The sequence below is a fragment of the Bradyrhizobium sp. WSM4873 genome (genome assembly GCF_055811355.1).
In genome coordinates this window covers 111,461-130,309 of record NZ_JBVVPS010000019.1, presented here as the reverse complement: position 1 = coordinate 130,309, position 18,849 = coordinate 111,461, and the positions used below count along the sequence as shown (strand labels likewise).

At 63.9% G+C, this 18,849-nt stretch carries 17 protein-coding genes; 9 read left to right on the top strand and 8 right to left on the bottom strand.

Annotated elements, in window-relative coordinates; all coding sequences use genetic code 11:
- Window positions 1-41: 41 nt before the first annotated feature.
- Window positions 42-1,556, bottom strand: a complete 1,515-nt coding sequence (locus tag AC0L21_RS23990) for an amidase (RefSeq protein WP_473264244.1) — start codon at window positions 1,554-1,556, stop codon at window positions 42-44.
- 174 nt (window positions 1,557-1,730) lie between these two features.
- On the bottom strand, window positions 1,731-2,918 hold the full coding sequence (locus AC0L21_RS23985; protein WP_473264243.1) for a substrate-binding domain-containing protein: 1,188 nt from the start codon (window positions 2,916-2,918) through the stop codon (window positions 1,731-1,733).
- 178 nt (window positions 2,919-3,096) lie between these two features.
- Between AC0L21_RS23985 and AC0L21_RS23980 the strand changes: the two genes are divergently transcribed.
- Window positions 3,097-3,531, top strand: a complete 435-nt coding sequence (locus AC0L21_RS23980; protein WP_007599198.1) for a MarR family winged helix-turn-helix transcriptional regulator — start codon at window positions 3,097-3,099, stop codon at window positions 3,529-3,531.
- Between the two features lie 356 nt (window positions 3,532-3,887).
- On the opposite strand, the gene secA is transcribed toward AC0L21_RS23980, so the two are convergent.
- Window positions 3,888-6,728 carry a preprotein translocase subunit SecA gene (gene secA / locus AC0L21_RS23975; RefSeq protein ID WP_473264242.1) on the bottom strand — a complete coding sequence of 947 codons (2,841 nt, stop codon included), beginning with the start codon at window positions 6,726-6,728 and terminating at the stop codon, window positions 3,888-3,890.
- Window positions 6,729-7,089: 361 nt separating this feature from the next.
- On the opposite strand from secA, the gene AC0L21_RS23970 reads away from it, so the two are divergent.
- Together AC0L21_RS23970 and argJ are read left to right on the top strand one after the other, a co-directional pair.
- On the top strand, window positions 7,090-8,025 hold the full coding sequence (locus tag AC0L21_RS23970) for a peptidylprolyl isomerase (RefSeq protein ID WP_473264241.1): 936 nt from the start codon (window positions 7,090-7,092) through the stop codon (window positions 8,023-8,025).
- 103 nt (window positions 8,026-8,128) lie between these two features.
- Window positions 8,129-9,370, top strand: a complete 1,242-nt coding sequence (gene argJ, locus AC0L21_RS23965; protein ID WP_473264240.1) for a bifunctional glutamate N-acetyltransferase/amino-acid acetyltransferase ArgJ — start codon at window positions 8,129-8,131, stop codon at window positions 9,368-9,370.
- Between the two features lie 51 nt (window positions 9,371-9,421).
- Here argJ and AC0L21_RS23960 read toward each other — a convergent pair whose 3' ends face one another.
- Window positions 9,422-10,777 (bottom strand): TadE/TadG family type IV pilus assembly protein, encoded by a 1,356-nt coding sequence (locus tag AC0L21_RS23960; RefSeq protein ID WP_473264239.1) that lies wholly within the window; start codon window positions 10,775-10,777, stop codon window positions 9,422-9,424.
- Window positions 10,778-10,918: 141 nt separating this feature from the next.
- On the opposite strand from AC0L21_RS23960, the gene AC0L21_RS23955 reads away from it, so the two are divergent.
- The gene (locus AC0L21_RS23955; protein WP_473264238.1) at window positions 10,919-11,329 is read left to right on the top strand and encodes a (deoxy)nucleoside triphosphate pyrophosphohydrolase; all 411 of its coding nucleotides are present in this window, start codon (window positions 10,919-10,921) and stop codon (window positions 11,327-11,329) included.
- Between the two features lie 113 nt (window positions 11,330-11,442).
- Here the strand turns inward: AC0L21_RS23955 and AC0L21_RS23950 are convergent, their stop codons facing one another.
- Window positions 11,443-12,312, bottom strand: coding sequence for a methyltransferase domain-containing protein (locus AC0L21_RS23950; protein ID WP_473264260.1), 870 nt, complete (start codon window positions 12,310-12,312; stop codon window positions 11,443-11,445).
- Between the two features lie 213 nt (window positions 12,313-12,525).
- Here AC0L21_RS23950 and AC0L21_RS23945 point away from each other — a divergent pair, with 213 nt between their 5' ends.
- The 4 genes from AC0L21_RS23945 to AC0L21_RS23930 are packed head-to-tail and all read left to right on the top strand — an operon-like array spanning window position 12,526 to window position 15,003.
- Window positions 12,526-13,323, top strand: a complete 798-nt coding sequence (locus AC0L21_RS23945; RefSeq protein ID WP_473264237.1) for a ComF family protein — start codon at window positions 12,526-12,528, stop codon at window positions 13,321-13,323.
- A 47-nt stretch (window positions 13,324-13,370) separates the two neighbouring features.
- On the top strand, window positions 13,371-13,646 hold the full coding sequence (grxC, locus tag AC0L21_RS23940; RefSeq protein WP_007604552.1) for a glutaredoxin 3: 276 nt from the start codon (window positions 13,371-13,373) through the stop codon (window positions 13,644-13,646).
- Window positions 13,643-14,521, top strand: coding sequence for a carbon-nitrogen hydrolase family protein (locus tag AC0L21_RS23935; protein ID WP_473264236.1), 879 nt, complete (start codon window positions 13,643-13,645; stop codon window positions 14,519-14,521). Before grxC ends, AC0L21_RS23935 begins: the two co-directional genes overlap by 4 nt.
- Window positions 14,518-15,003: a DUF1178 family protein gene (locus tag AC0L21_RS23930; RefSeq protein WP_473264235.1), complete on the top strand. Its 486-nt coding sequence runs from the start codon at window positions 14,518-14,520 to the stop codon at window positions 15,001-15,003. Before AC0L21_RS23935 ends, AC0L21_RS23930 begins: the two co-directional genes overlap by 4 nt.
- On the opposite strand, the gene AC0L21_RS23925 is transcribed toward AC0L21_RS23930, so the two are convergent.
- The 3 genes from AC0L21_RS23925 to AC0L21_RS23915 all read right to left on the bottom strand — a co-directional run bounded on the left by AC0L21_RS23925 (window position 15,000) and on the right by AC0L21_RS23915 (window position 17,417).
- Window positions 15,000-15,899: an EamA family transporter gene (locus AC0L21_RS23925; RefSeq protein ID WP_473264234.1), complete on the bottom strand. Its 900-nt coding sequence runs from the start codon at window positions 15,897-15,899 to the stop codon at window positions 15,000-15,002. The two genes, AC0L21_RS23930 and AC0L21_RS23925, sit on opposite strands and share 4 nt — an antisense overlap.
- Before the next feature lie 262 nt (window positions 15,900-16,161).
- Window positions 16,162-16,935, bottom strand: coding sequence for a bifunctional 2-polyprenyl-6-hydroxyphenol methylase/3-demethylubiquinol 3-O-methyltransferase UbiG (gene ubiG, locus AC0L21_RS23920; protein WP_007599179.1), 774 nt, complete (start codon window positions 16,933-16,935; stop codon window positions 16,162-16,164).
- Between the two features lie 14 nt (window positions 16,936-16,949).
- Window positions 16,950-17,417 carry a PH domain-containing protein gene (locus AC0L21_RS23915; RefSeq protein WP_035973495.1) on the bottom strand — a complete coding sequence of 156 codons (468 nt, stop codon included), beginning with the start codon at window positions 17,415-17,417 and terminating at the stop codon, window positions 16,950-16,952.
- A gap of 149 nt (window positions 17,418-17,566) precedes the next feature.
- On the opposite strand from AC0L21_RS23915, the gene AC0L21_RS23910 reads away from it, so the two are divergent.
- Window positions 17,567-18,823 carry an aspartate kinase gene (locus AC0L21_RS23910; protein WP_473264233.1) on the top strand — a complete coding sequence of 419 codons (1,257 nt, stop codon included), beginning with the start codon at window positions 17,567-17,569 and terminating at the stop codon, window positions 18,821-18,823.
- Window positions 18,824-18,849 lie beyond the last annotated feature (26 nt).

Genomic DNA, 18,849 nt, shown 5'->3' with positions numbered 1-18,849 from the left:
AAAACGCTTCCCTGTTCCGTTGGCCCGCATCAATGCCTCGCTCACATCTTCTTCCAGTCGCCGATCTGCTCGAAGGCGTGGGCGGCGCGGTAGATGGTGGATTCCTCGAACATGCGGCCGACCAGCATCAGGCCGACGGGCAGGCCGTCGACCATGCCGCAGGGCAGCGACATCGCCGGATGATGGGTGATGTCGAACGGCGCGGTGTTGGAGATCATTTCCAGCGCGCGCGCGACATAGTCCTCCCGGCTGGCCGTGGGCTCCGGCAGCTTCGTCGCCTTCATGGGCGTGGTCGGCAGCAGCAGCAGGTCGTAATCCCCAAAGGCCTTGTCGTAGGCCGCTGTCAGGCGGCGGGAGATGTTGAGGGCCTTGCCGTAGTAACGGGGACCAAAAGTATTGTTGATGTAGGTGCCGAGCAGCAGGAACAGCTTTGTGGTCTCGGACAGGGAATCCGCCTGCCGGCGCCAGCCGCGATGGAAGTCCATCAACGTGGTCGAATAGAGGTCGGAGCGGGACAGACCATAGCCGTCGCCATACATCATGGTCTGGGTCATGCCCTCGGTGCCGATCGGCGTCCAGATCGCGGGGCCCATGAGATGCATCGGAATCGAAACGGTCTCGACCGTGGCGCCGAGATCCCTGAAACGCTTTGCGGCCTCCCGCACGCTCTCGTTCACGGCGGCTTCGGCATTCGCCTGCTCAAAGCCTTCCTTGAGGATGCCGATCTTCATGCCCTTGACGCCCTGGCCGAGCGCCTTGGTGTACTCCTCGACCTTGGGCGCCTTGATGCGGGGATCGTAGCCGTCGTCGCCGGCCAGCACTTCGAGCAGCAGGGCGTTGTCGGCGACGGTCGCCGTCATCGGGCCGGTGTGATCGACGAACACCTCGATTGGCATGATGCCGGTGTAGGGCACGAGGCCCCAGGTCGGCTTCATGCCGTAGGTGCCGCAGAACGAGGACGGCATGCGGATCGAACCACCCTGGTCGCCGCCGATCGCCATGTCGACCTCGCCGAGTGCGACGACGACGCCTGAGCCTGACGACGAGCCGCCGGCCGAATAGCCCATCTTGTGCGGATTGTGGACGGCGCCGACCGCATTGGTGTGGCTTCCGCCGGACATGCAGAAGGATTCGCAATGAACTTTTCCGGCGATCTCGGCGCCGGCATCGAGCATGCGGGTGACGATGGTGGCGTCGAAATCGGGCACGTAGCCTTCGAGCGTCGCCGAGCCGTTCATCATGGGGACGCCGGCGAGCATGATGTTGTCTTTGAGAGCGACCGTCTTGCCCTTGAGCTTGCCGCTCGCCGCACCCTTCACGGTCGACTTGCGATACCAGGCGTTGCGCGGGTTCTCTTCCGGCGAGGGCCGATAGCCCGGCGTGCGCGGATATTTGACCTCCGGCACCTCGTCCGGCATCGCGCCGACGAGATTGTAGGCTTCGATCGAGCCCTGCATCAGGCCGCGGAACGAGGCGACATCGTCGTCGGTCAGCGAAAGGCCGCACTGGTCAGCGACACTGCGCAATTGGGCTGGGGTGGGAAGGACAACTGTCACGGCGCTCTCCTCAAAGGCTTCTTGATCCCTGGAATTGGAATCCCTGGCATTGGAGTTCATAGGCGCGCGTGCACGGGGCGCGCCCATCGGCTCCACCTCAATATTACAGACGGAAATATTTTCCTTTTCAAGTATTATTTTGGATTTGGGCGTTTGCAGATGGCCGCGCCGGCATCAGATCGGTTTGATCAGCTTGAAATCGAGGCCATCCGCCCCGGCGAGATACATCTGCATCCGGGTATGACCGTTCCTGACGGTGACGGGGCCGCGCGCGCCGCCATAGACGATGTTGCGGCCGGCCGCGAGCATCGGTCCCATCGCCAACGTGCCCGCCTTGTTCGCCACGGCTTCGAGGAAGCACAGTCCCTCATAGCTGGATTGACCGAGCGACCCGATCGGGGGCCCGTTCGGTCCGAACATCGCGCGATAGCGGCTCTGGAAGTCGTCATTGGCCTGCGATCCGATGCCGGGGAAATAGCCGGAGGCGCAGAACAGATTCTCGCTGTTGTCGGCGCCGATTCCGAGCAGCACGGTCTCGTCCATCGCCCCGGCCAGGCGCAGCGTCGTGGCACCAAGGCCGCATTCGCCGAACGCGCGATTGAACGTGATGCTGTCGGTGCCGATCAACGAGATCAGGACGACGTCCGGCCTCGCGGCACGGATGCGCTCCAGATGCGGCTCGTGGTTGTCTTCGCCGAGGGGAACGAACTCTTCGCCGACGACATGGCCGCCAGCTTCCTTGATGTAGCGCTTCACCGCGCGGTGCGACTGCCAGGGCCAGACATAATCGCTGCCGATCAGGTACCAGCGCGCGGCCTTCTTGACGTCGGCGAGCCAGTGAATGGAGGGGCGGCTCTGCCAGCGCGGCGTTTCGCCGATCGCCATGACACCCGGCGTCTGCTCGCCGCCTTCGTAAACGGGTGTGTAGATGTAGGGAATGCGGTGGCGGGTGGTGACCTTGCGCAGTGCCACGCGCACCGCGCTGGTGTGCAAGCCGACGATGAGATCGATCTCATCGGACGCGATCGCCTGCTCGGCGCGGCTCAGAATCTCGTCGAGCGGGCCGCCGGCGTCGTAGATCGAAAGCTCGATCTCGCGCCCGAGGATGCCGCCGCGCTTGTTGATCTCGGCGACCGCGAGCTGCGCGCTGCTTGTCGCGCACGGGCCCCAAACGCCGGGCGAGCCGGTGCAGCAGATGAAGCCGCCGATGCGGAGCTTGTTGTGTGCGCCGCGGCGCTTCATGAAATGCGCGTCAACCGGCGACCGGTCGAAATCCGCTGCCGCGGGCGACAGATTCCTGAACAGCAAGGACGGCGGTAACGCCGGACCGCCGTGAGCCGGGAAGTTTACCGTCGGGCGCACGCCAACTCCTGTCTGATACCAGACTTGAAAGCTCATTCAGCAGGCGGCCGCGGCACCCGCCCTTTTGTTGAGCAATATCCTATTTTGAAAATATTGAATATTCAAGAATTGAAGTGCATATAGATGCAGCATCGATTGCAAGACATTCACTCATTTGGGTCAAGACAAAGTCTTAGCCGTGGCAAAACCGAACACCCCGATCACCGAACACCTCGCCTACCTGCTCGCGCAAGCCAACCGGGAGATCAACCGGCAGCTGGAACTGCGGTTGAGCAAGGAAGGCGTGCCCGTCGAGCAGTGGCGCATCCTGAAAGTGCTGTCGGATGGCAACGGCCATTCGATGGGCGAGCTGGCGGATGCCGTGCTGCTCAATCATCCGACGCTGACCAAGATGATCGACCGCATGGTCTCGGACACGCTGGTCTACCGCGTGCAGGACCCGAACGACCGCCGCAAGGTCCTGATGTTCATCTCCGATCGCGGCAAGGTGCTGAGCAAGAAGCTCAACTCGCTCGCGGTCGACCAGGAGGAGCACATCCTGGAGAGCTACGGCGACAAATCGACGAGCGAATTGAAGCGGCTGCTGGAGAGCTTGATCGACAGCTCGAATTGAGGCGGTACGTTTAGCCGGCTCTCTCGATACGCGTCGTCCTGGACAAGCGCAGCGAAGCGGAGCGCCGATCCAGGACCCATTACCCCAGAACCTAGTTTGGCGAACCCGCGCGGGTTAGCAGCTCGCTGCCTTAACCTCTCACGGGGGAAATGGGTCCCGGCCTTCGCCGGGATGACGATGGAGATGGAGCTGCGCGCCACATACTCGCTGTCATCGCCCGATTTAATTGGACGATCCAGTATTCCAGAGACCCATGTGATTTGAACCGAGAAGCCGCGGCGTACCGGGTCGCCCGGCTAAACCGGGCGACGACAGTGGAGAGTGCGGCGCCGACGTCGGCGCCTCACGTTCAAACCTTACGCGTACCGCCCGTGGCAGTGCTTGTACTTCTTGCCTGAGCCGCACGGACAATCCTCGTTGCGGCCGATCTTGCCCCAGCTGGCCGGGTTCTTGGGATCGCGCAACGCGGCGTCGGTGGCCTGTGCTCCGAGCGTGACGCTGGCGAGCGCCATTTCGTCCTCGCCGGTGTTCGGGTCGAACTTATGCGCTTCCATCGGCGGCAGCACCGGGGCTTCCTGCTCCGGCGGCACGATCTCGACCCGCATCAGCTGCGCCGTGACGGCCTCGCGCAGATGCGCGCTCATCTCCTGGAAGAGGTTGAACGCCTCGGTCTTGTACTCCTGCAACGGATCGCGCTGGCCGTAGCCGCGCAGGCCGATGACCTGGCGCAGATGGTCGAGCATGATCAGATGCTCGCGCCAGAGATGGTCGAGCGTCTGCAGCAGAATGGTCTTCTCGACGTAACGCATCACGTCGGGACCCCATTGCGCGACCTTTGCGGCCATGTGCTCGTCGGCGCGGCTCTCGATGCGCGTGAGCAGCTCCTCGTCGGCGATGCCCTCTTCCTTGGCCCAGTCCTCGACCGGCAGGTCGAGATCGAGCACGCGCTTGAGCTCTTCCTTCAGGCCCGCGACGTCCCACTGCTCGGCATAGGCGTGCTCGGGCACGTGCTTGGCGACGAGGTCGTCGATGAAGGCGTGGCGCATGTCGGCGACGGTCTCGGCGACGCTGTCGTCCTTCATCAGGTCGACGCGTTGGTCGAAGATCACCTTGCGCTGGTCGTTCTGGACGTTATCGAACTTGAGCAAATTCTTGCGGATGTCGAAGTTGCGCGCCTCGACCTTCTGCTGCGCCTTCTCGAGCGCCTTGTTGATCCAGGGATGGATGATGGCCTCGCCCTCCTGCAGGCCGAGACGCTGCAGCATGCTGTCGAGGCGATCCGAGCCGAAGATGCGCATCAGATCGTCTTCCAGCGACAGGAAGAATTTCGAGCGGCCGGGGTCGCCCTGACGGCCGGAACGGCCGCGGAGCTGGTTGTCGATGCGGCGGGATTCGTGGCGTTCGGAGCCCATGATGTAGAGGCCGCCGGGCTTCTTCACGGTCTTGGCAGGCTTCGAACCCTTCGCCGGCTCGATCTCGACCTCTTCCTCGGCCTTCAGCACGATGTCGCGGAAGTGCTCGATGTCGGCCTTGATCTGTTCGATCTTCCTCGCCTTCTCGGCCTCGTCCTCGATCGAAGCGGCCTCCTGCTGGATCCGCATTTCGAGCGAGCCGCCGAGCTTGATGTCGGTGCCGCGGCCGGCCATGTTGGTCGCGATCGTGATCGCGCCGGGTACGCCGGCTTCCGCGACGATGTAGGCTTCCTGCTCGTGGAAGCGCGCATTCAGCACCGCGAACAGCTTTGCCGGTTTGCCGGCGCGGGCCGCGGCGTACAGCTTCTGCATCGAATTTTCGTTGCCGAAATCGATCTGCCGATAGCCGTGCTTCTTGAGATATTCGGCGATCACTTCCGACTTTTCGATCGACGCGGTGCCGACCAGAACCGGCTGCAGCCGCGCATTGGCGCGCTCGATCTCGGCCAGGATCGCGGCGTATTTCTCGTTCTGGGTGCGATAGACCTCGTCGTCCTCGTCGAGACGGGCGACCGGCAAATTGGTCGGGATCTCCACGACCTCGAGCTTGTAGATGTCGAACAGTTCGTCGGCTTCGGTCAGCGCCGTACCGGTCATGCCGGCGAGCTTTTCGTACATCCGGAAATAGTTCTGGAAGGTGATCGAGGCCAGCGTCTGGTTTTCCGGCTGGACCTGCACGTGCTCCTTGGCTTCCAGCGCCTGATGCAGGCCTTCGGAATAGCGGCGGCCCTGCATCATGCGACCGGTGAACTCGTCGATGATGATGACCTCGTCGTCGCGGACGATGTAGTCCTTGTCGCGCGTGAACAGCGTGTGGGCGCGCAGCGCCTGGTTGATGTGGTGCACGACGGAGACGTTCTCGACGTCGTAGAGCGACTCGCCCTTGAGCTGGCCGGCATCGCGCAGCAGCGTCTCGATCTTCTCCATGCCGGCTTCGGTCAGCGTCACCGTGCGCTGCTTCTCGTCGACGTCGTAGTCGGACTTGTCGAGCTTGGGCAGGAAGCCGTCGATGGTGTTGTAGAAGTCGGAGCGGTCGTCGAGCGGACCGGAGATGATCAGCGGCGTCCGCGCTTCGTCGATCAGGATGGAGTCGACTTCGTCGACGATCGCGTAGAAGTGCGGCCGCTGGACCATGTCCTCGAGCCGGTACTTCATGTTGTCGCGCAGATAGTCGAAGCCGTATTCGTTGTTGGTACCGTAGGTGATGTCGCAGGCATAGGCCGTCTTGCGCTCGGAATCGTCGAGGCCGTGCACGATCACGCCGGTGGTCAGGCCGAGGAAGCCGTAGATCTGGCCCATCCAGCCGGAGTCGCGGCGGGCGAGGTAGTCGTTGACGGTGACGACGTGGACGCCCTTGCCGGCGAGCGCGTTGAGGTAGACCGCGAGCGTGGCGACCAGGGTCTTGCCTTCGCCGGTCTTCATCTCGGCGATGTCGCCCTCGTGCAGCACCATGCCGCCGATCAGCTGGACATCGAAATGGCGCTGGCCGAGCGTGCGCTTGGCGGCTTCACGGACCGTGGCGAAAGCGGGGACCAGCAGGTCGTCCAGGGTCTTGCCCTCGGCGAGCTGCTTCCTGAACTCGACGGTGCGGGCCTTGAGGGCCTCGTCGGAGAGTTTCGAGACCTCGGGCTCCAGCGCGTTGATCGCGTTGACGCGGGACTGATATCCCTTCACCCGCCGGTCGTTGGCGGAGCCGAAAAACTTGCGGGCGAGCGCGCCGATCATGCTTAGTTCCTGTGTTCGCGATTCAACCGCGTTCGCGTTGCAGCCAAGAGGTTGTCACCCGCCTGCCCATCAACTCACCGTGACGCCTGCTGGGCGCCGGAGCCCCGTCTGCGAGGGGTCCATCCGCCATATGGGTTGGAGTTGGGCAAGTCTGGGTTCAACGGCCAAAAACGCAGCAAAATAAACGCCATCGCATGGACGCGACCGGGCAGAGATATGGCCCGGTCAGGGCCTTGTCAACGGCGGGTGCATTGCGGCTAATTCATCATTTTGACAGACTTTTCGCGTTGCCAAGGCCCCCTGAATTGGGCGAGTGTCCGCCCCGCTCGAGCAGCCCCCTGCTTCAACAAAAGGATTTTCCATGACCACCTCGTTCCCGGTAACCAAAACCGGCCTGCGCTTCGGCCTCGCCACCGCCCTCGTGGGCTGCCTTGCGCTGGCGCTGATCGCGGGTCCCGGCCGGGCTGCCGACGATCCGGTGCTGGCGAAGGTCAATGGCGCGGAAATCAAGAAGAGCGACGTTGCCATGGCCGAGGAGGAACTCGGGCCGAGCCTCGCCCAGATGGACCCGGCGACCAAGGACGAGAACGTCCTGTCCTTCCTGATCGACATGAAGATCGTCGGCAAGGCCGCCGAGGACAAGAAGGTCGCCGACGGCGAGGAGTTCAAGAAGCGGCTCGCGTTCGCCCGCAACCGCCTGCTGATGGACAGCCTGCTCGCCGGCGAGGGCAAGGCCGCCACCACCCCGGATGCCATGAAGAAGGTCTATGAGGAGGCCTCCAAGCAGATCACCGGCGAGCAGGAAGTGCACGCCCGCCACATCCTGGTCGAGACCGAGGACGAGGCCAAAGCCGTGAAGGCCGAGCTCGACAAGGGCGCGGATTTCGCCGAACTGGCCAAGAAGAAGTCCAAGGATCCGGGCTCGGCCGACGGCGGCGACCTCGGCTTCTTCACCAAGGAGCAGATGGTGCCGGAATTCTCGGCGGTCGCCTTTGCGCTGGAGCCGGGCAAGATCTCCGACCCCGTGAAGTCGCAGTTCGGCTGGCACGTCATCAAGGTCGAGGAAAAGCGCAACCGCAAGGCGCCGGACTTCGAGCAGGTCAAGGCGCAGATCGAGCAGTATGTCACCCGCAAGGCCCAGGCCGACTACGTCGCCAAGCTGCGCGCGGAAGCCAAGGTCGAGCGGCTGGACCAGCCGGCGGACGCGGCCAACAAGGACGCCAAGCCGGCTGATGCGGCCAAGCCTGCCGATGCGAAGCCGTCCGACAGCAAGATGGCGCCGCCCGCGAAGAAGTAAGAATTCGCTGTCACTTCGGTGACGTGAAGAGTATCTAAGCCTTTGTGATGCCCGGCCCCCGCGCCGGGCATCTGCATATCCAGATCCCATCAAGGCGCCCGCGATGTCCTCCTCCGTCTCTCCCCTCGCCCCGAAACACGTTCCCGACATGCCCGTGATCGCGGGCGTCCGTCTCGCGACGGCCGAGGCCGGCATCCGCTACAAGAACCGCACCGACGTGCTGCTGGCGGTGATGGACAAGGGCACCGCGGTCGCCGGCGTCTTCACCAAGTCGAAATGCCCCTCCGCGCCGGTGGAATGGTGCCGCGCCAAGCTGAAGGGCGGGAAGGCGCGCGCGCTGGTGGTCAATTCCGGCAACGCCAATGCCTTCACCGGCAAGACCGGTCGCAGCTCCACCGCGCTGACCGCCAAGATCGCGGCCAAGGCCGTCGGCTGCACCGAGGGAGAAATCTTCCTGGCCTCGACCGGCGTGATCGGCGAGCCGCTGGATGCGACCAAGTTCGACGGCGTGCTTGGTCGGCTCGCTGAAACTGCCGAGGCCGGCGATTATCTCGCCGCCGCCAAGGCGATCATGACCACCGACACCTTCCCGAAGGTCGCAACCGCGACCGTGAAGCTCGGTAAGGCCAAGGTCACGATCAACGGCATGGCCAAGGGCGCCGGCATGATCGCCCCCGACATGGCGACGATGCTGTCCTTCATCTTCACCGACGCACCGATCGCGCCTGGCGCGCTGCAGGCGCTGCTCAAGAGCGGCGTCGAGGACACGTTCAACGCGGTCACGATCGACGGCGACACCTCGACCTCGGATACGCTGCTGGCCTTTGCCACCGGTGCTGCCGCAGAACACGGCGCGCCGAGGATCAGCCGCGCCAGCGATCCGCGCCTGAAAGCCTTCGTCAAGGCCTTCAACCAGGTGCTCGCCAATCTTTCCGAGCAGGTGGCCCGCGACGGCGAAGGCGCGCGCAAGCTGGTCGAGATCACCGTCGAGGGCGCCAAGACCAAGGCCTCGGCGCGCAAGATCGCGATGTCGATCGCGAACTCGCCGCTGGTGAAGACCGCGATCGCCGGCGAGGACGCCAATTGGGGCCGCGTGGTGATGGCGGTCGGCAAGGCCGGCGAGCCGGCCGACCGTGACAAGCTATCGATCTCCTTCAACGGCATCCGCGTCGCCAAGAGCGGCGCACGCGATCCGTCCTATGACGAAACGCAGGTGTCGGAAGCGATGAGGGCGCCGGAGATCGCGATCAAGGTCTCGCTCGGCCTCGGCAAGGGCCGCGACCGCGTGCTGACCTGCGACCTCACCAAGGAGTATGTCGCGATCAACGGGGATTACAGGTCGTAGCCGGACTCATGGTGAGTCCTCTTAACCCGCAATCGGGCGGGGTGATCAAAATCACCCCGCGATCCTCGCATCGGCGAGTGCCTTCTTGAACAGCGCGTTCATCGCGTCCGAAATGCCCTGGGTGGGGCTAACCTCGAAATAGAATCCCGGCGACGCGCAGCTCTGCATGTTCTGCGCGATCTTGCTGTTCGGAGACGGCCCCCACGGCCCGGCGTTAAAGGGCGATATCCATGTGTTGTACCAGCCGTCAGTAGGCGGTTGATATGTCGTGTACAGCACCGCGATCTTGATCCCGCGGTTCTTGATGGTCGTGCAGAGCGCCGGATTGATCGGCGACTGACAACGGTTCGATGATGCGAGAGGATACGAAGAAGAAGAGACACTACACATCGTCGTGCCCGAGTTGGCTTCGTCAGCGACCCCATCGGATACAAAAAACAGATACTTCAGCGGTGAGGCGGACGTACCTGCTCCAGGCGAGGCGATTGCGGTATTGATTGCGGGAAAAATAGTGGTGAAGGGAGTATCTTTGTCGATAGTATAGACGTCATTCTGACCGGCAACCGCCATCAGGTCGATGTTTCCCGCCGCCGTCTTGGCGGAGCTCAGGCTCGAAGAGAGCGCGAACAGATTTCTCAATCCGATCGTCGCTGAAGAAGCGCCGAAATCGTAGATCGCCATTCTGAACTGGTTCGAATAGGTCTGCGTACTCTGGGCTGTGTCCATCAAGTTCGCGCTCGCCTGGCGCACCACGTCAATTCGGGTCGTGATGCCATTTGCTTTGGCGATGTCGTAGTTGCTTGTGCCGGCGGCCTTGGTGGTGTCGTGACAGGCGAATGCACATCCACCCGTCTTTCCCTGCAAATTCGTTATGTCGGTCGGTGTCGCTGCGACGCCCATCGACGGAGAATTGTCCAGCAGGAGATAGAAGTCGACATAGAGCGGCATGTTGGCCGTCGACGACGACGTGCCGCTCATGGTCAGTGTGGTCTTGCCGATCAGGCCGAGAAACATGGTGTTGATGGTGGCGGTGAACGAGACGGTCGAGTTGATGGTCGAGCCGGTCTTGACGACGGTCGGGGTGACGCTGTTGAGCGTATAGCCGGTCAGGTTGGCGCGATTGGCATCGAAGATTTTCTGGGCGTCGTCGACGCCGACCGTGATCGTGCCGTCCGTGGTCATCGAGCCCGCGGCGATAAACCCCGGCGATGCCTTGGCGAGCGCACCGACGCTGGCCGCATCAGCCGCGCCCTGAAGCTTCGCCCGGACCTGCGTCGCGCGGGAGTAGTCGATCGCGGTGCCGATGAACGTGATCAGGGGGACGCAGCAGATTGCGAAGATCACCGCGACATTGCCGCGCCGGTCGCGGACGAACCGACGGAAGATGGTACGACACTCAGCGCGCATGGATCTGGCCCGAAATGGTTTCAGCGTTTCCACTCTAGGAACCGTGGATTAAATATGACTTATGGAGACCTCGGAAACACGGGCCGTAACAGGGTTAACCAACCGTTGCGGATGATCCTTCAGGCGAGCGGAATTCCAGGCATGGCTGATCTCAAACTGACGCTCGTGGTGGCTTGCGCGCTGGTCGACACCGACAAGCGCGTCCTGATCGCACAGCGCCCCGAGGGCAAGACGTTGGCCGGCCTCTGGGAATTTCCCGGCGGCAAGTGTGAGCCCGGCGAGCGGCCGGAACAGAGCCTGATCCGCGAACTCCACGAGGAGCTCGGCATCACCGTCGCCGAGCCCTGCCTGGCGCCGCTGACGTTCGCGAGCTACGGCTACGAGACCTTTCACCTCCTGATGCCGCTCTACATCTGCCGGCGCTGGGAGGGACAGGTCACGCCACGCGAAGGCCAGACCCTGGCCTGGGTTCGCGCCAACAAGCTGCGCGACTATCCCATGCCGCCCGCGGACATTCCGCTGATCCCGCATTTGATCGATCTGCTGATGTGAGCTCGGACCTCATCCTGAGGAGACCGCGCAGCGGTCGTCTCGAAGGATGGCTGCGGATGAGAGCGGGCCTGCATGGTTCGAGACGGCGCTGACGCGCCTCCTCACCATGAGGATTAATCTTTCCCCGCCTTCTTCACCGCCTCCGCCAGGCTCGCCTTCGCCGATCCCGGTTTGAGCGGCTGCTGCTGGCTCGCATGCGGGGCCCAGCCGGAGAGCCAAATGATGTCGAATGTCGCACGGATGCGGCCATCGGCATCGGCATAGCGTTCCGCGTAGATTTCAGCCATCCGCAGCAGCGTCGATCGCCGGCTCGGCGTGCGGCGCCGCTCGATCAGCACATTGGTGGCGCCCATGCGCCTGATATCCTGCATCAGCGCGAACGCGTTGGCGTAGCGCACCACGACGCGGTCGACATCGGTGACCGGCAGCGCAAATCCTGCCCGCTGCAACAGCGCGCCAACGTCGCGCAAATCGGCAAACGGCGCCACACGCGGCGAAACACCGCCCTCGCATTCGGCCTCGGCGGCGGCAAAAGCCTGGCGCAGCTCGGTCAGGCTGTCGCCGCCGATCATCGCCGCCAGCAGAAGGCCGTCCGGCCTCAGCGCGCGACGGATTTGCGCAAGCACCCCCGGCAGATCATTGACGAATTGCAGCGCCAGCGCCGAGACCACGAGATCGAGGCTTTCCGGCGCAAAGGGCAGCTTCTCCGCACCCGACGCATCGAGCTCAATGCGCTCGATCGAGGGCAGCCGCGCGCGCAGCACCGCGAGACCCTCGCCGGGCGTCCAGAGATCGGCCGCGGTGTGAAACTCCCGCATCACCGCCGCCAGCCGGTCGGACATGTCCTCGGCGGCCCGATCCAGCAGGAAACTCACGGCACCTTGCGCCTGCGCGCGGCGCTGTCGCGCGCGCAGCAAAGCACGATCGAACAAAGCAGGCGGGGTTTGCGGGTCTTGAGCCATGCCGCTGGTTACGCCGATCATGCTGATGATTGCAATCTCCTCTCCCATGTCCCGGACGGGTTGCGGCACGCAGTGACGCTCCGCAGAGCCGGGATCCAGAAGGCGACATGGCACGATGCGGCGAGATGGGCCCCGGCTCTGCAGCGCACCGCCGAAGTGGCGCTGCGCTGCGTCCAGGGCACGAGACCGATCCAGCCGCTTGAGCGCCGCCAAACAGAACGCTAGCCTCGTCCCATGGAAGCCGCTCACGCCCCTTCTCGTTCCATCGCCGCCCCCCTGCGTGCCGCATGGACGGCTGGCCGCCACGTGCTGTCGCGTGCGGCACGGCTTGCGCTCGACATCGCGCTGCCGACGCTGTGCGTGTCCTGCCGCGAGCCGGTCGACGGCGAGGGCGTGTGCGCGGCGTGCTGGGCGCGGCTGTCGTTCATCGAACGGCCCTACTGCCCGCGGCTCGGCATTCCTTTTGTGTACGATCCCGGCCCCGACATGCTGTCGATGGAGGCGATCGCGAGCCCGCCGGCCTACCAGCGGGCGCGCGCCGCGGTGCGTTATGATGACGTCGCGCGCACCCTGGTGCATGCGCTGAAATACCAGGACCGCACGGATTTGACGCCCGCCATGGGCCGCTGGATGGCGCGCGCGGGCGGCGAACTGCTCGCCGAGGCCGACATGCTGGTGCCCGTTCCCCTGCATTGGCGAAGGGCCTGGCGCCGCCGTTACAACCAGTCCGGGGCGCTGGCGGGGATCATCGAGCGGCAGAGCGGGGTGAAAGCGAAGGCTCAGGTGCTGCGCAGGGTACGCGCGACCGAGCAGCAGATCGGCCTGTCACGGGCCCAGCGCGCCACCAATGTGCAGGGCGCATTCCAAGTATCCCCCGACCGTCAGGCGGACGTCCAGGGTCGGCGCATTGTCCTCGTCGACGACGTCCTGACCTCGGGTGCGACGCTTGATGCCTGTGCACGGGCCCTGCTCCGGGCCAAGGCAGCGCAAGTGGACGTGCTGGTGTTTGCCCGGGTTGTCGAGAGCCGGTGAAGTCCCATATAATTCAATGAATTCATGACATGAGAGCGCCAGACCAAATGACCGCTGCTGTCGAGATCTACACGAGGCCGGGCTGCGGCTATTGTTCCGCCGCCAAGTCGCTGCTGACCCGCAAGAAGGCGACCTTCACGGAGTTCGATATCGCCAAGAACCCGTCCTGGCGCCAGGAGATGTACGATCGCTCCGGCGAGGGCTCCACCTTCCCGCAGATCTGGATCGGCGGAACCCATGTCGGCGGCTGCGACGAGCTCTACGCACTCGATCGCGAAGGCAAGCTCGACGGCATGCTCGAAAGCGTCAAGGCGGAGTCATGAGCGACAACAGGACGTTCACGGCGGCGATGGTGCAGATGCGCACCGGACTGATGCCCGAGCCGAGCCTCGCGCAGGCCACCGGGCTGATCCGCCAGGCTGCGGCCAGTGGCGCCGACTACGTGCAGACGCCCGAAGTCAGCAACATGATGCAGCTCAACCGCAAGGCCCTGTTCGAGCACCTCCAGAGCCAAGACGACGACAACTCGCTGAGGGCGTACCGGGCGCTCGCGGCGGAACTGAAGATCCACATTCATGTCGGCTCGCTGGCGCTACGCTTTTCCGAAGAGAAAGCGGTCAACCGCTCGTTCCTGATCGGGCCCGAGGGCAATGTGCTCGCGAGCTACGACAAGATTCACATGTTCGATATCGAGCTGCCGGACGGCGAGAGCTATCGCGAATCCGCCAATTACCAGCCGGGCGAGACGGCCGTGATCTCCGACCTGCCCTGGGGCCGCGTCGGGCTGACGATCTGCTACGATGTCCGCTTCCCCGCGCTCTACCGCGCGCTGGCCGAAAGCGGCGCGTACTTCATCACGGTACCCTCGGCCTTCACCCGCAAGACCGGCGAGGCGCATTGGCACGTATTGTTGCGTGCGCGCGCGATCGAGACCGGTTGCTTCATCTTCGCCGCGGCGCAGGCAGGCCTGCACGAGAACAAGCGCGAGACCTATGGCCATTCGCTGATCATCGATCCCTGGGGCGAGATCCTCGCCGAAGGCGATGTCGAGCCCGGGATCATCATGGCGAAAATCGATCCGGCCAAGGTCGAGACCGCGCGCCGCGCGATCCCCTCGCTCCAGCACGGTCGCCGCTTCGGCGTCGCCGACCCCAAGGCGGGGCCGGACCACCTGCACCTGGTGCGGGGATCGGCATGATCCGCTACGCGCTCCGCTGCGACCGGAGCCACGACTTCGAGAGTTGGTTCCAGAGCTCGGCCGCGTACGATTCTCAGGTGAAGCGCAAGCTCGTGACCTGTCCGATCTGCGGCTCGGCCAAGGTCGACAAGGCGATCATGGCGCCGCGCATCGTTGGCAAGAAGGGCCGCGGACGCGCCACGCCACCGCCTGAGCCCACCGCCACGACGACCGCGCCCGAGGCTGCGCAATCCGCACCGACCTCGCTGTTGATGGCGCAGGAGCGCGAGCTGCGCACCAAGCTCAAAGAGCTGCGTGACCACATCGTGAAGAACGCCGACAATGTCGGTGAGCGATTCGCCAATGAAGCCCGCGCGATGCACTACGGCGACAAGGAGCACCGTCCGATCTATGGCGAAGCCTCGCCCGACGAGGCCAAGTCGCTGATCGACGAAGGCATCGAGGTGTCTCCGCTGCCGACGCTGCCGGAAGATCGGAATTAGACTCCCACCAGCACCGCCACGCCGATCACGATCAGCGCGATGCCGACAACCTCGCGCGGCGCGATCGGCTGCTTGAACGAGTAGTACGCCACACCTTGCGCGAACAGCACCTCGATCAAGGCGAGGGTGCGGACATTGGCGGCGGCCGTCAGCGCGAACGCCAGGAACCAGAACTGCGAGGCGAAGGCGCCCATGAAGCCGGCGAGCAGCGATGGTTTCCAAAGCCCCAGGATCGCCTGAAGCACCTTCGGCGCGCGCCAAAGCAGATAGATCGTCAGGATCAGCGTCTGCACGAACAGGCCGAGCACCAGCGTGAACGATGCCGCCGTCACGAAGGAGACATCCGGCACGTTGATGATGGCGCCGCGGAAGCCGACCGCAGAGAGCGCGAAGGCCGCAGCCGCGACGAGGCCGGTGATCGTCGGCTTCAGTTCGGCAAAGCTCTTCTCGCCACCGGGCCGCAACGCGGTGATGACGACGCCGATTGTCGCGATCACGATTGCAAGTACCTTGAGCCATGTCAGATGATCGCCGAGGAAGACGAAGCCGAAGATGGCAGTCTGAATGGCTTCGGTTTTCAAATAGGCCGTCGTCACCACGAAGGAGCGGTCGTTCATGGCGAGCAGCATCAGGCCGGTCGCGACGATCTGGCTCAGCGCGCCGAGCAGGAGCCACGGCCAGAACACACCAGGCGGCATGCCGAGATGATCGCCGGTGGCGACCAGCACCACCGCGAGAAACAGCAGCGAGAACGGAAAGCCGAACAGGAAGCGGATATTGGTTGCGCCCCAGGTCCCCAGCGGCTTCGTCAGCGACCGCTGCATCGCATTGCGCGCGACCTGGCCAAGCGCGGCAATGACTGTGAAGGGAATCCAGAGGCTGGCGATGGTGAACATGGGGAAATGGGTGGGAGGACCAATGATTGCGGCCAAAGTGCCGCCGGGACTCAAGCAGGTCAATCACGCCCACGTCATAGGAGCGATGCTTTCGCCACAAACTCAATCGTCGTCCTGGACAAGCGAAGCGCAGATCCAGGACCCATTACCCCAGGGAGTGATTTGGCGAAGATTCGTGGTTATCAGCCTTCGCCTAACTAGACCCTGGGGTAATGGGTCCTGGCTTTCGCCAGGACGACGAATGTTTGGATGCAGCCCGGCCTCACACCATGCCTTCCGCCACCACCATGTAGTTCACGTCCATGTCTGACGAGAGGGTCCATTTGTCGGCGAAGGGTGAGTAGACCACGCCGGTCTGCTCGGTGATGACCAAGCGGTTGTCGAGCAGGTACTTCGTCAGTTCGTCGGGGGTGACGAACTTGTTCCACTCGTGGGTACCGCGCGGCAGCCAGCGCAGGACATATTCGGCACCGACGATGGCGAGCGCAAAACTCTTCCAGTTCCTGTTCAGCGTCGAGACCACCATCAGGCCGTTCGGCTTCAGCATCGCCGCGCAGCGCTTCAGGAAAACGCCGACGTCGACGACGTGCTCGACCACCTCCATCGCCAGCACGATGTCGAAGCGCTCGCGCGGGTCGATCTCCTCAACCGTGGTGCAGCGATAGTCGATCGCGAGATGCGCCTTGTCGGCATGCAGCTTTGCGGCCGCGATGTTGCTGACCGACGGATCGACGCCGATGACCTGCGCACCCAAGCGCGACAGCGGCTCGCAGAGCAGGCCGGCGCCGCAGCCGATGTCGAGCACGCGCAGACCGCCGAGGCAGTTGAGGCTGCGCAAATTGCGCTCGAACTTGCGGCAGGCGGCATCGCGGATGTAGCCGAGCCGCAGCGGGTTGATCCGGTGCAGCGGCGCCATCTTGCCGTTGGGGTCCCACCACTCGGCTGAAAGTTTTGAGAATTTCGCGATCTCGGCGGCGTCGACGGTCGAGCCCGGCTGCGGGCTTGCGGTAGCGGAAGTATTTTGCTGCATGCTCATTGTTACGCGCGGTCCTACCGCGTGGTGATCGAACTGCGGAAGGCGAGCGGCGAGGCGATGGTCCGGATGGTTTCGCGACCTTCCCCCACGCCATTGATGGTCACGTCGCCGTAGTTGAGAATGCGTCCAAGAATGGTCTGATTCACATCGACGCTCTCGACCTTGTCCAGCGCCATCTCGAAGGTGCGGCGCTTGATGAAGCCGGTCTTGTGCACGATCCGCAAATTGGTGACGTCGGTCTCGGTCGTAAAGCGATGGAACCAGCCCTTCACGGTCCAGTACAGCGCCGCCAGAGCCACCAGGCCGGCCGCGACCAGACAGAGCAGCACGAGCCCCTCGACGATCGTTTGCCGGGACAGGACGAACAGGGCCAGCGCCACGATCCAGGCCAGGATCGCCGGCAAATAGAAGATCCAGTGCGCATTGGTCGAATACAGCACCCGCTCGCCCGGTTGCAGGATCTCGTCGATATAACGCGCCATGACCTCGATTAACCCATTGCCCGGATTGGCCCGGGCAGGAACCCGCTTGCCCCCGGCCCCGCCCCTCTGTATACGCGCGGTCGGTATCGCAGGCACCCGTCCAGCGCGGGTCACCATACTTATCCTTATGAGGGAATGCACGCGTCGTCATGAGCCGCCTCGTGATGAAATTCGGCGGCACATCCGTCGCCAACATCGAACGTATCCGCAACGTCGCACGCCATGTGAAGCGTGAGGTCGACGCCGGCCATGAAGTGGCCGTGGTCGTCTCAGCGATGTCCGGTAAAACCAACGAGCTGGTGGCCTGGTGCACCGAGGCTTCGCCGATGCACGACGCGCGCGAATACGACGCCGTGGTCGCATCGGGCGAACAGGTGACGTCCGGCCTGCTGGCCATCGTGCTTCAGGGCATGGGTATCCAGGCCCGCTCCTGGCAGGGCTGGCAGATCCCGATCACGACCAGCGACGCCCATGCCTCGGCCCGGATCGAGGGTATCGACGGCGGCGAGATCATCAAGCGCTTCAGGGAGCGCAAGGAAGTCGCCGTGATCGCCGGCTTCCAGGGCATCAACCCCGAGACCAACCGCATCACCACGCTCGGCCGCGGCGGCTCCGACACCTCGGCCGTGGCGATCGCCGCCGCCGTCAAGGCGGACCGCTGCGACATCTACACCGATGTCGACGGTGTCTACACAACCGATCCGCGAATCGTGCCGAAAGCGCGCCGGCTCGACAAGATCGCGTTCGAAGACATGCTGGAGCTGGCCTCCCAGGGCGCCAAGGTGCTCCAGGTCCGCTCAGTGGAACTCGGCATGGTCCACAACATGCCGATTTTCGTCCGCTCGAGCTTCGACAAGCCCGAGGATATCGACCCGCATGCCAACCAGCCGCCCGGCACGCTGATCTGCAGCGAGGAGGAGATCATGGAAAGCCACGTCGTCACCGGCATCGCCTTTTCGAAGGACGAGGCCCAGATCTCGGTACGCCAGATCGAGGACAAGCCCGGCGTGGCGGCGTCGATCTTCGGCCCGCTCGCGGATGCCAACATCAACGTCGACATGATCGTGCAGAACGTCTCCGAGGACGGCAAGACCACCGACCTCACCTTCACGGTGCCGGCCGCCGACTACACCAGGGCCAAGGAGACGATCACCGCGGCCAAGGGCCAGATCAATTATGCCCGGCTCGACACCGCGACCGACGTCGCCAAGATCTCGGTGATCGGCAGCGGCATGCGCAGCCATGCCGGCGTTGCCGCCCAGGCGTTCTCGGCCCTTGCAGGACGGAATATCAACATCCGGGCCATTACAACCTCCGAGATCAAATTCTCGGTCCTGATCGACACCGCCTATACCGAGCTTGCGGTGCGCACCCTGCATACGCTCTACGGTCTCGACCAAGCTTAGGCTAATTTTCTCTTAGCGGTCGCAGC

What these genes read in the sequence shown, in the direction of transcription:
- secA (WP_473264242.1), bottom strand. Translation starts at nt 6,728, where the DNA reads ATGATCGGCGCGCTCGCCCGCAAGTTTTTCGGCTCCGCCAACGACCGG.
- AC0L21_RS23970 (WP_473264241.1), top strand. Translation starts at nt 7,090, where the DNA reads ATGACCACCTCGTTCCCGGTAACCAAAACCGGCCTGCGCTTCGGCCTC.
- argJ (WP_473264240.1), top strand. Translation starts at nt 8,129, where the DNA reads ATGTCCTCCTCCGTCTCTCCCCTCGCCCCGAAACACGTTCCCGACATG.
- AC0L21_RS23960 (WP_473264239.1), bottom strand. Translation starts at nt 10,777, where the DNA reads ATGCGCGCTGAGTGTCGTACCATCTTCCGTCGGTTCGTCCGCGACCGG.
- AC0L21_RS23955 (WP_473264238.1), top strand. Translation starts at nt 10,919, where the DNA reads ATGGCTGATCTCAAACTGACGCTCGTGGTGGCTTGCGCGCTGGTCGAC.
- AC0L21_RS23950 (WP_473264260.1), bottom strand. Translation starts at nt 12,312, where the DNA reads ATGATCGGCGTAACCAGCGGCATGGCTCAAGACCCGCAAACCCCGCCT.
- AC0L21_RS23945 (WP_473264237.1), top strand. Translation starts at nt 12,526, where the DNA reads ATGGAAGCCGCTCACGCCCCTTCTCGTTCCATCGCCGCCCCCCTGCGT.
- grxC (WP_007604552.1), top strand. Translation starts at nt 13,371, where the DNA reads ATGACCGCTGCTGTCGAGATCTACACGAGGCCGGGCTGCGGCTATTGT.
- AC0L21_RS23935 (WP_473264236.1), top strand. Translation starts at nt 13,643, where the DNA reads ATGAGCGACAACAGGACGTTCACGGCGGCGATGGTGCAGATGCGCACC.
- AC0L21_RS23930 (WP_473264235.1), top strand. Translation starts at nt 14,518, where the DNA reads ATGATCCGCTACGCGCTCCGCTGCGACCGGAGCCACGACTTCGAGAGT.
- AC0L21_RS23925 (WP_473264234.1), bottom strand. Translation starts at nt 15,899, where the DNA reads ATGTTCACCATCGCCAGCCTCTGGATTCCCTTCACAGTCATTGCCGCG.
- ubiG (WP_007599179.1), bottom strand. Translation starts at nt 16,935, where the DNA reads ATGAGCATGCAGCAAAATACTTCCGCTACCGCAAGCCCGCAGCCGGGC.
- AC0L21_RS23915 (WP_035973495.1), bottom strand. Translation starts at nt 17,417, where the DNA reads ATGGCGCGTTATATCGACGAGATCCTGCAACCGGGCGAGCGGGTGCTG.
- AC0L21_RS23910 (WP_473264233.1), top strand. Translation starts at nt 17,567, where the DNA reads ATGAGCCGCCTCGTGATGAAATTCGGCGGCACATCCGTCGCCAACATC.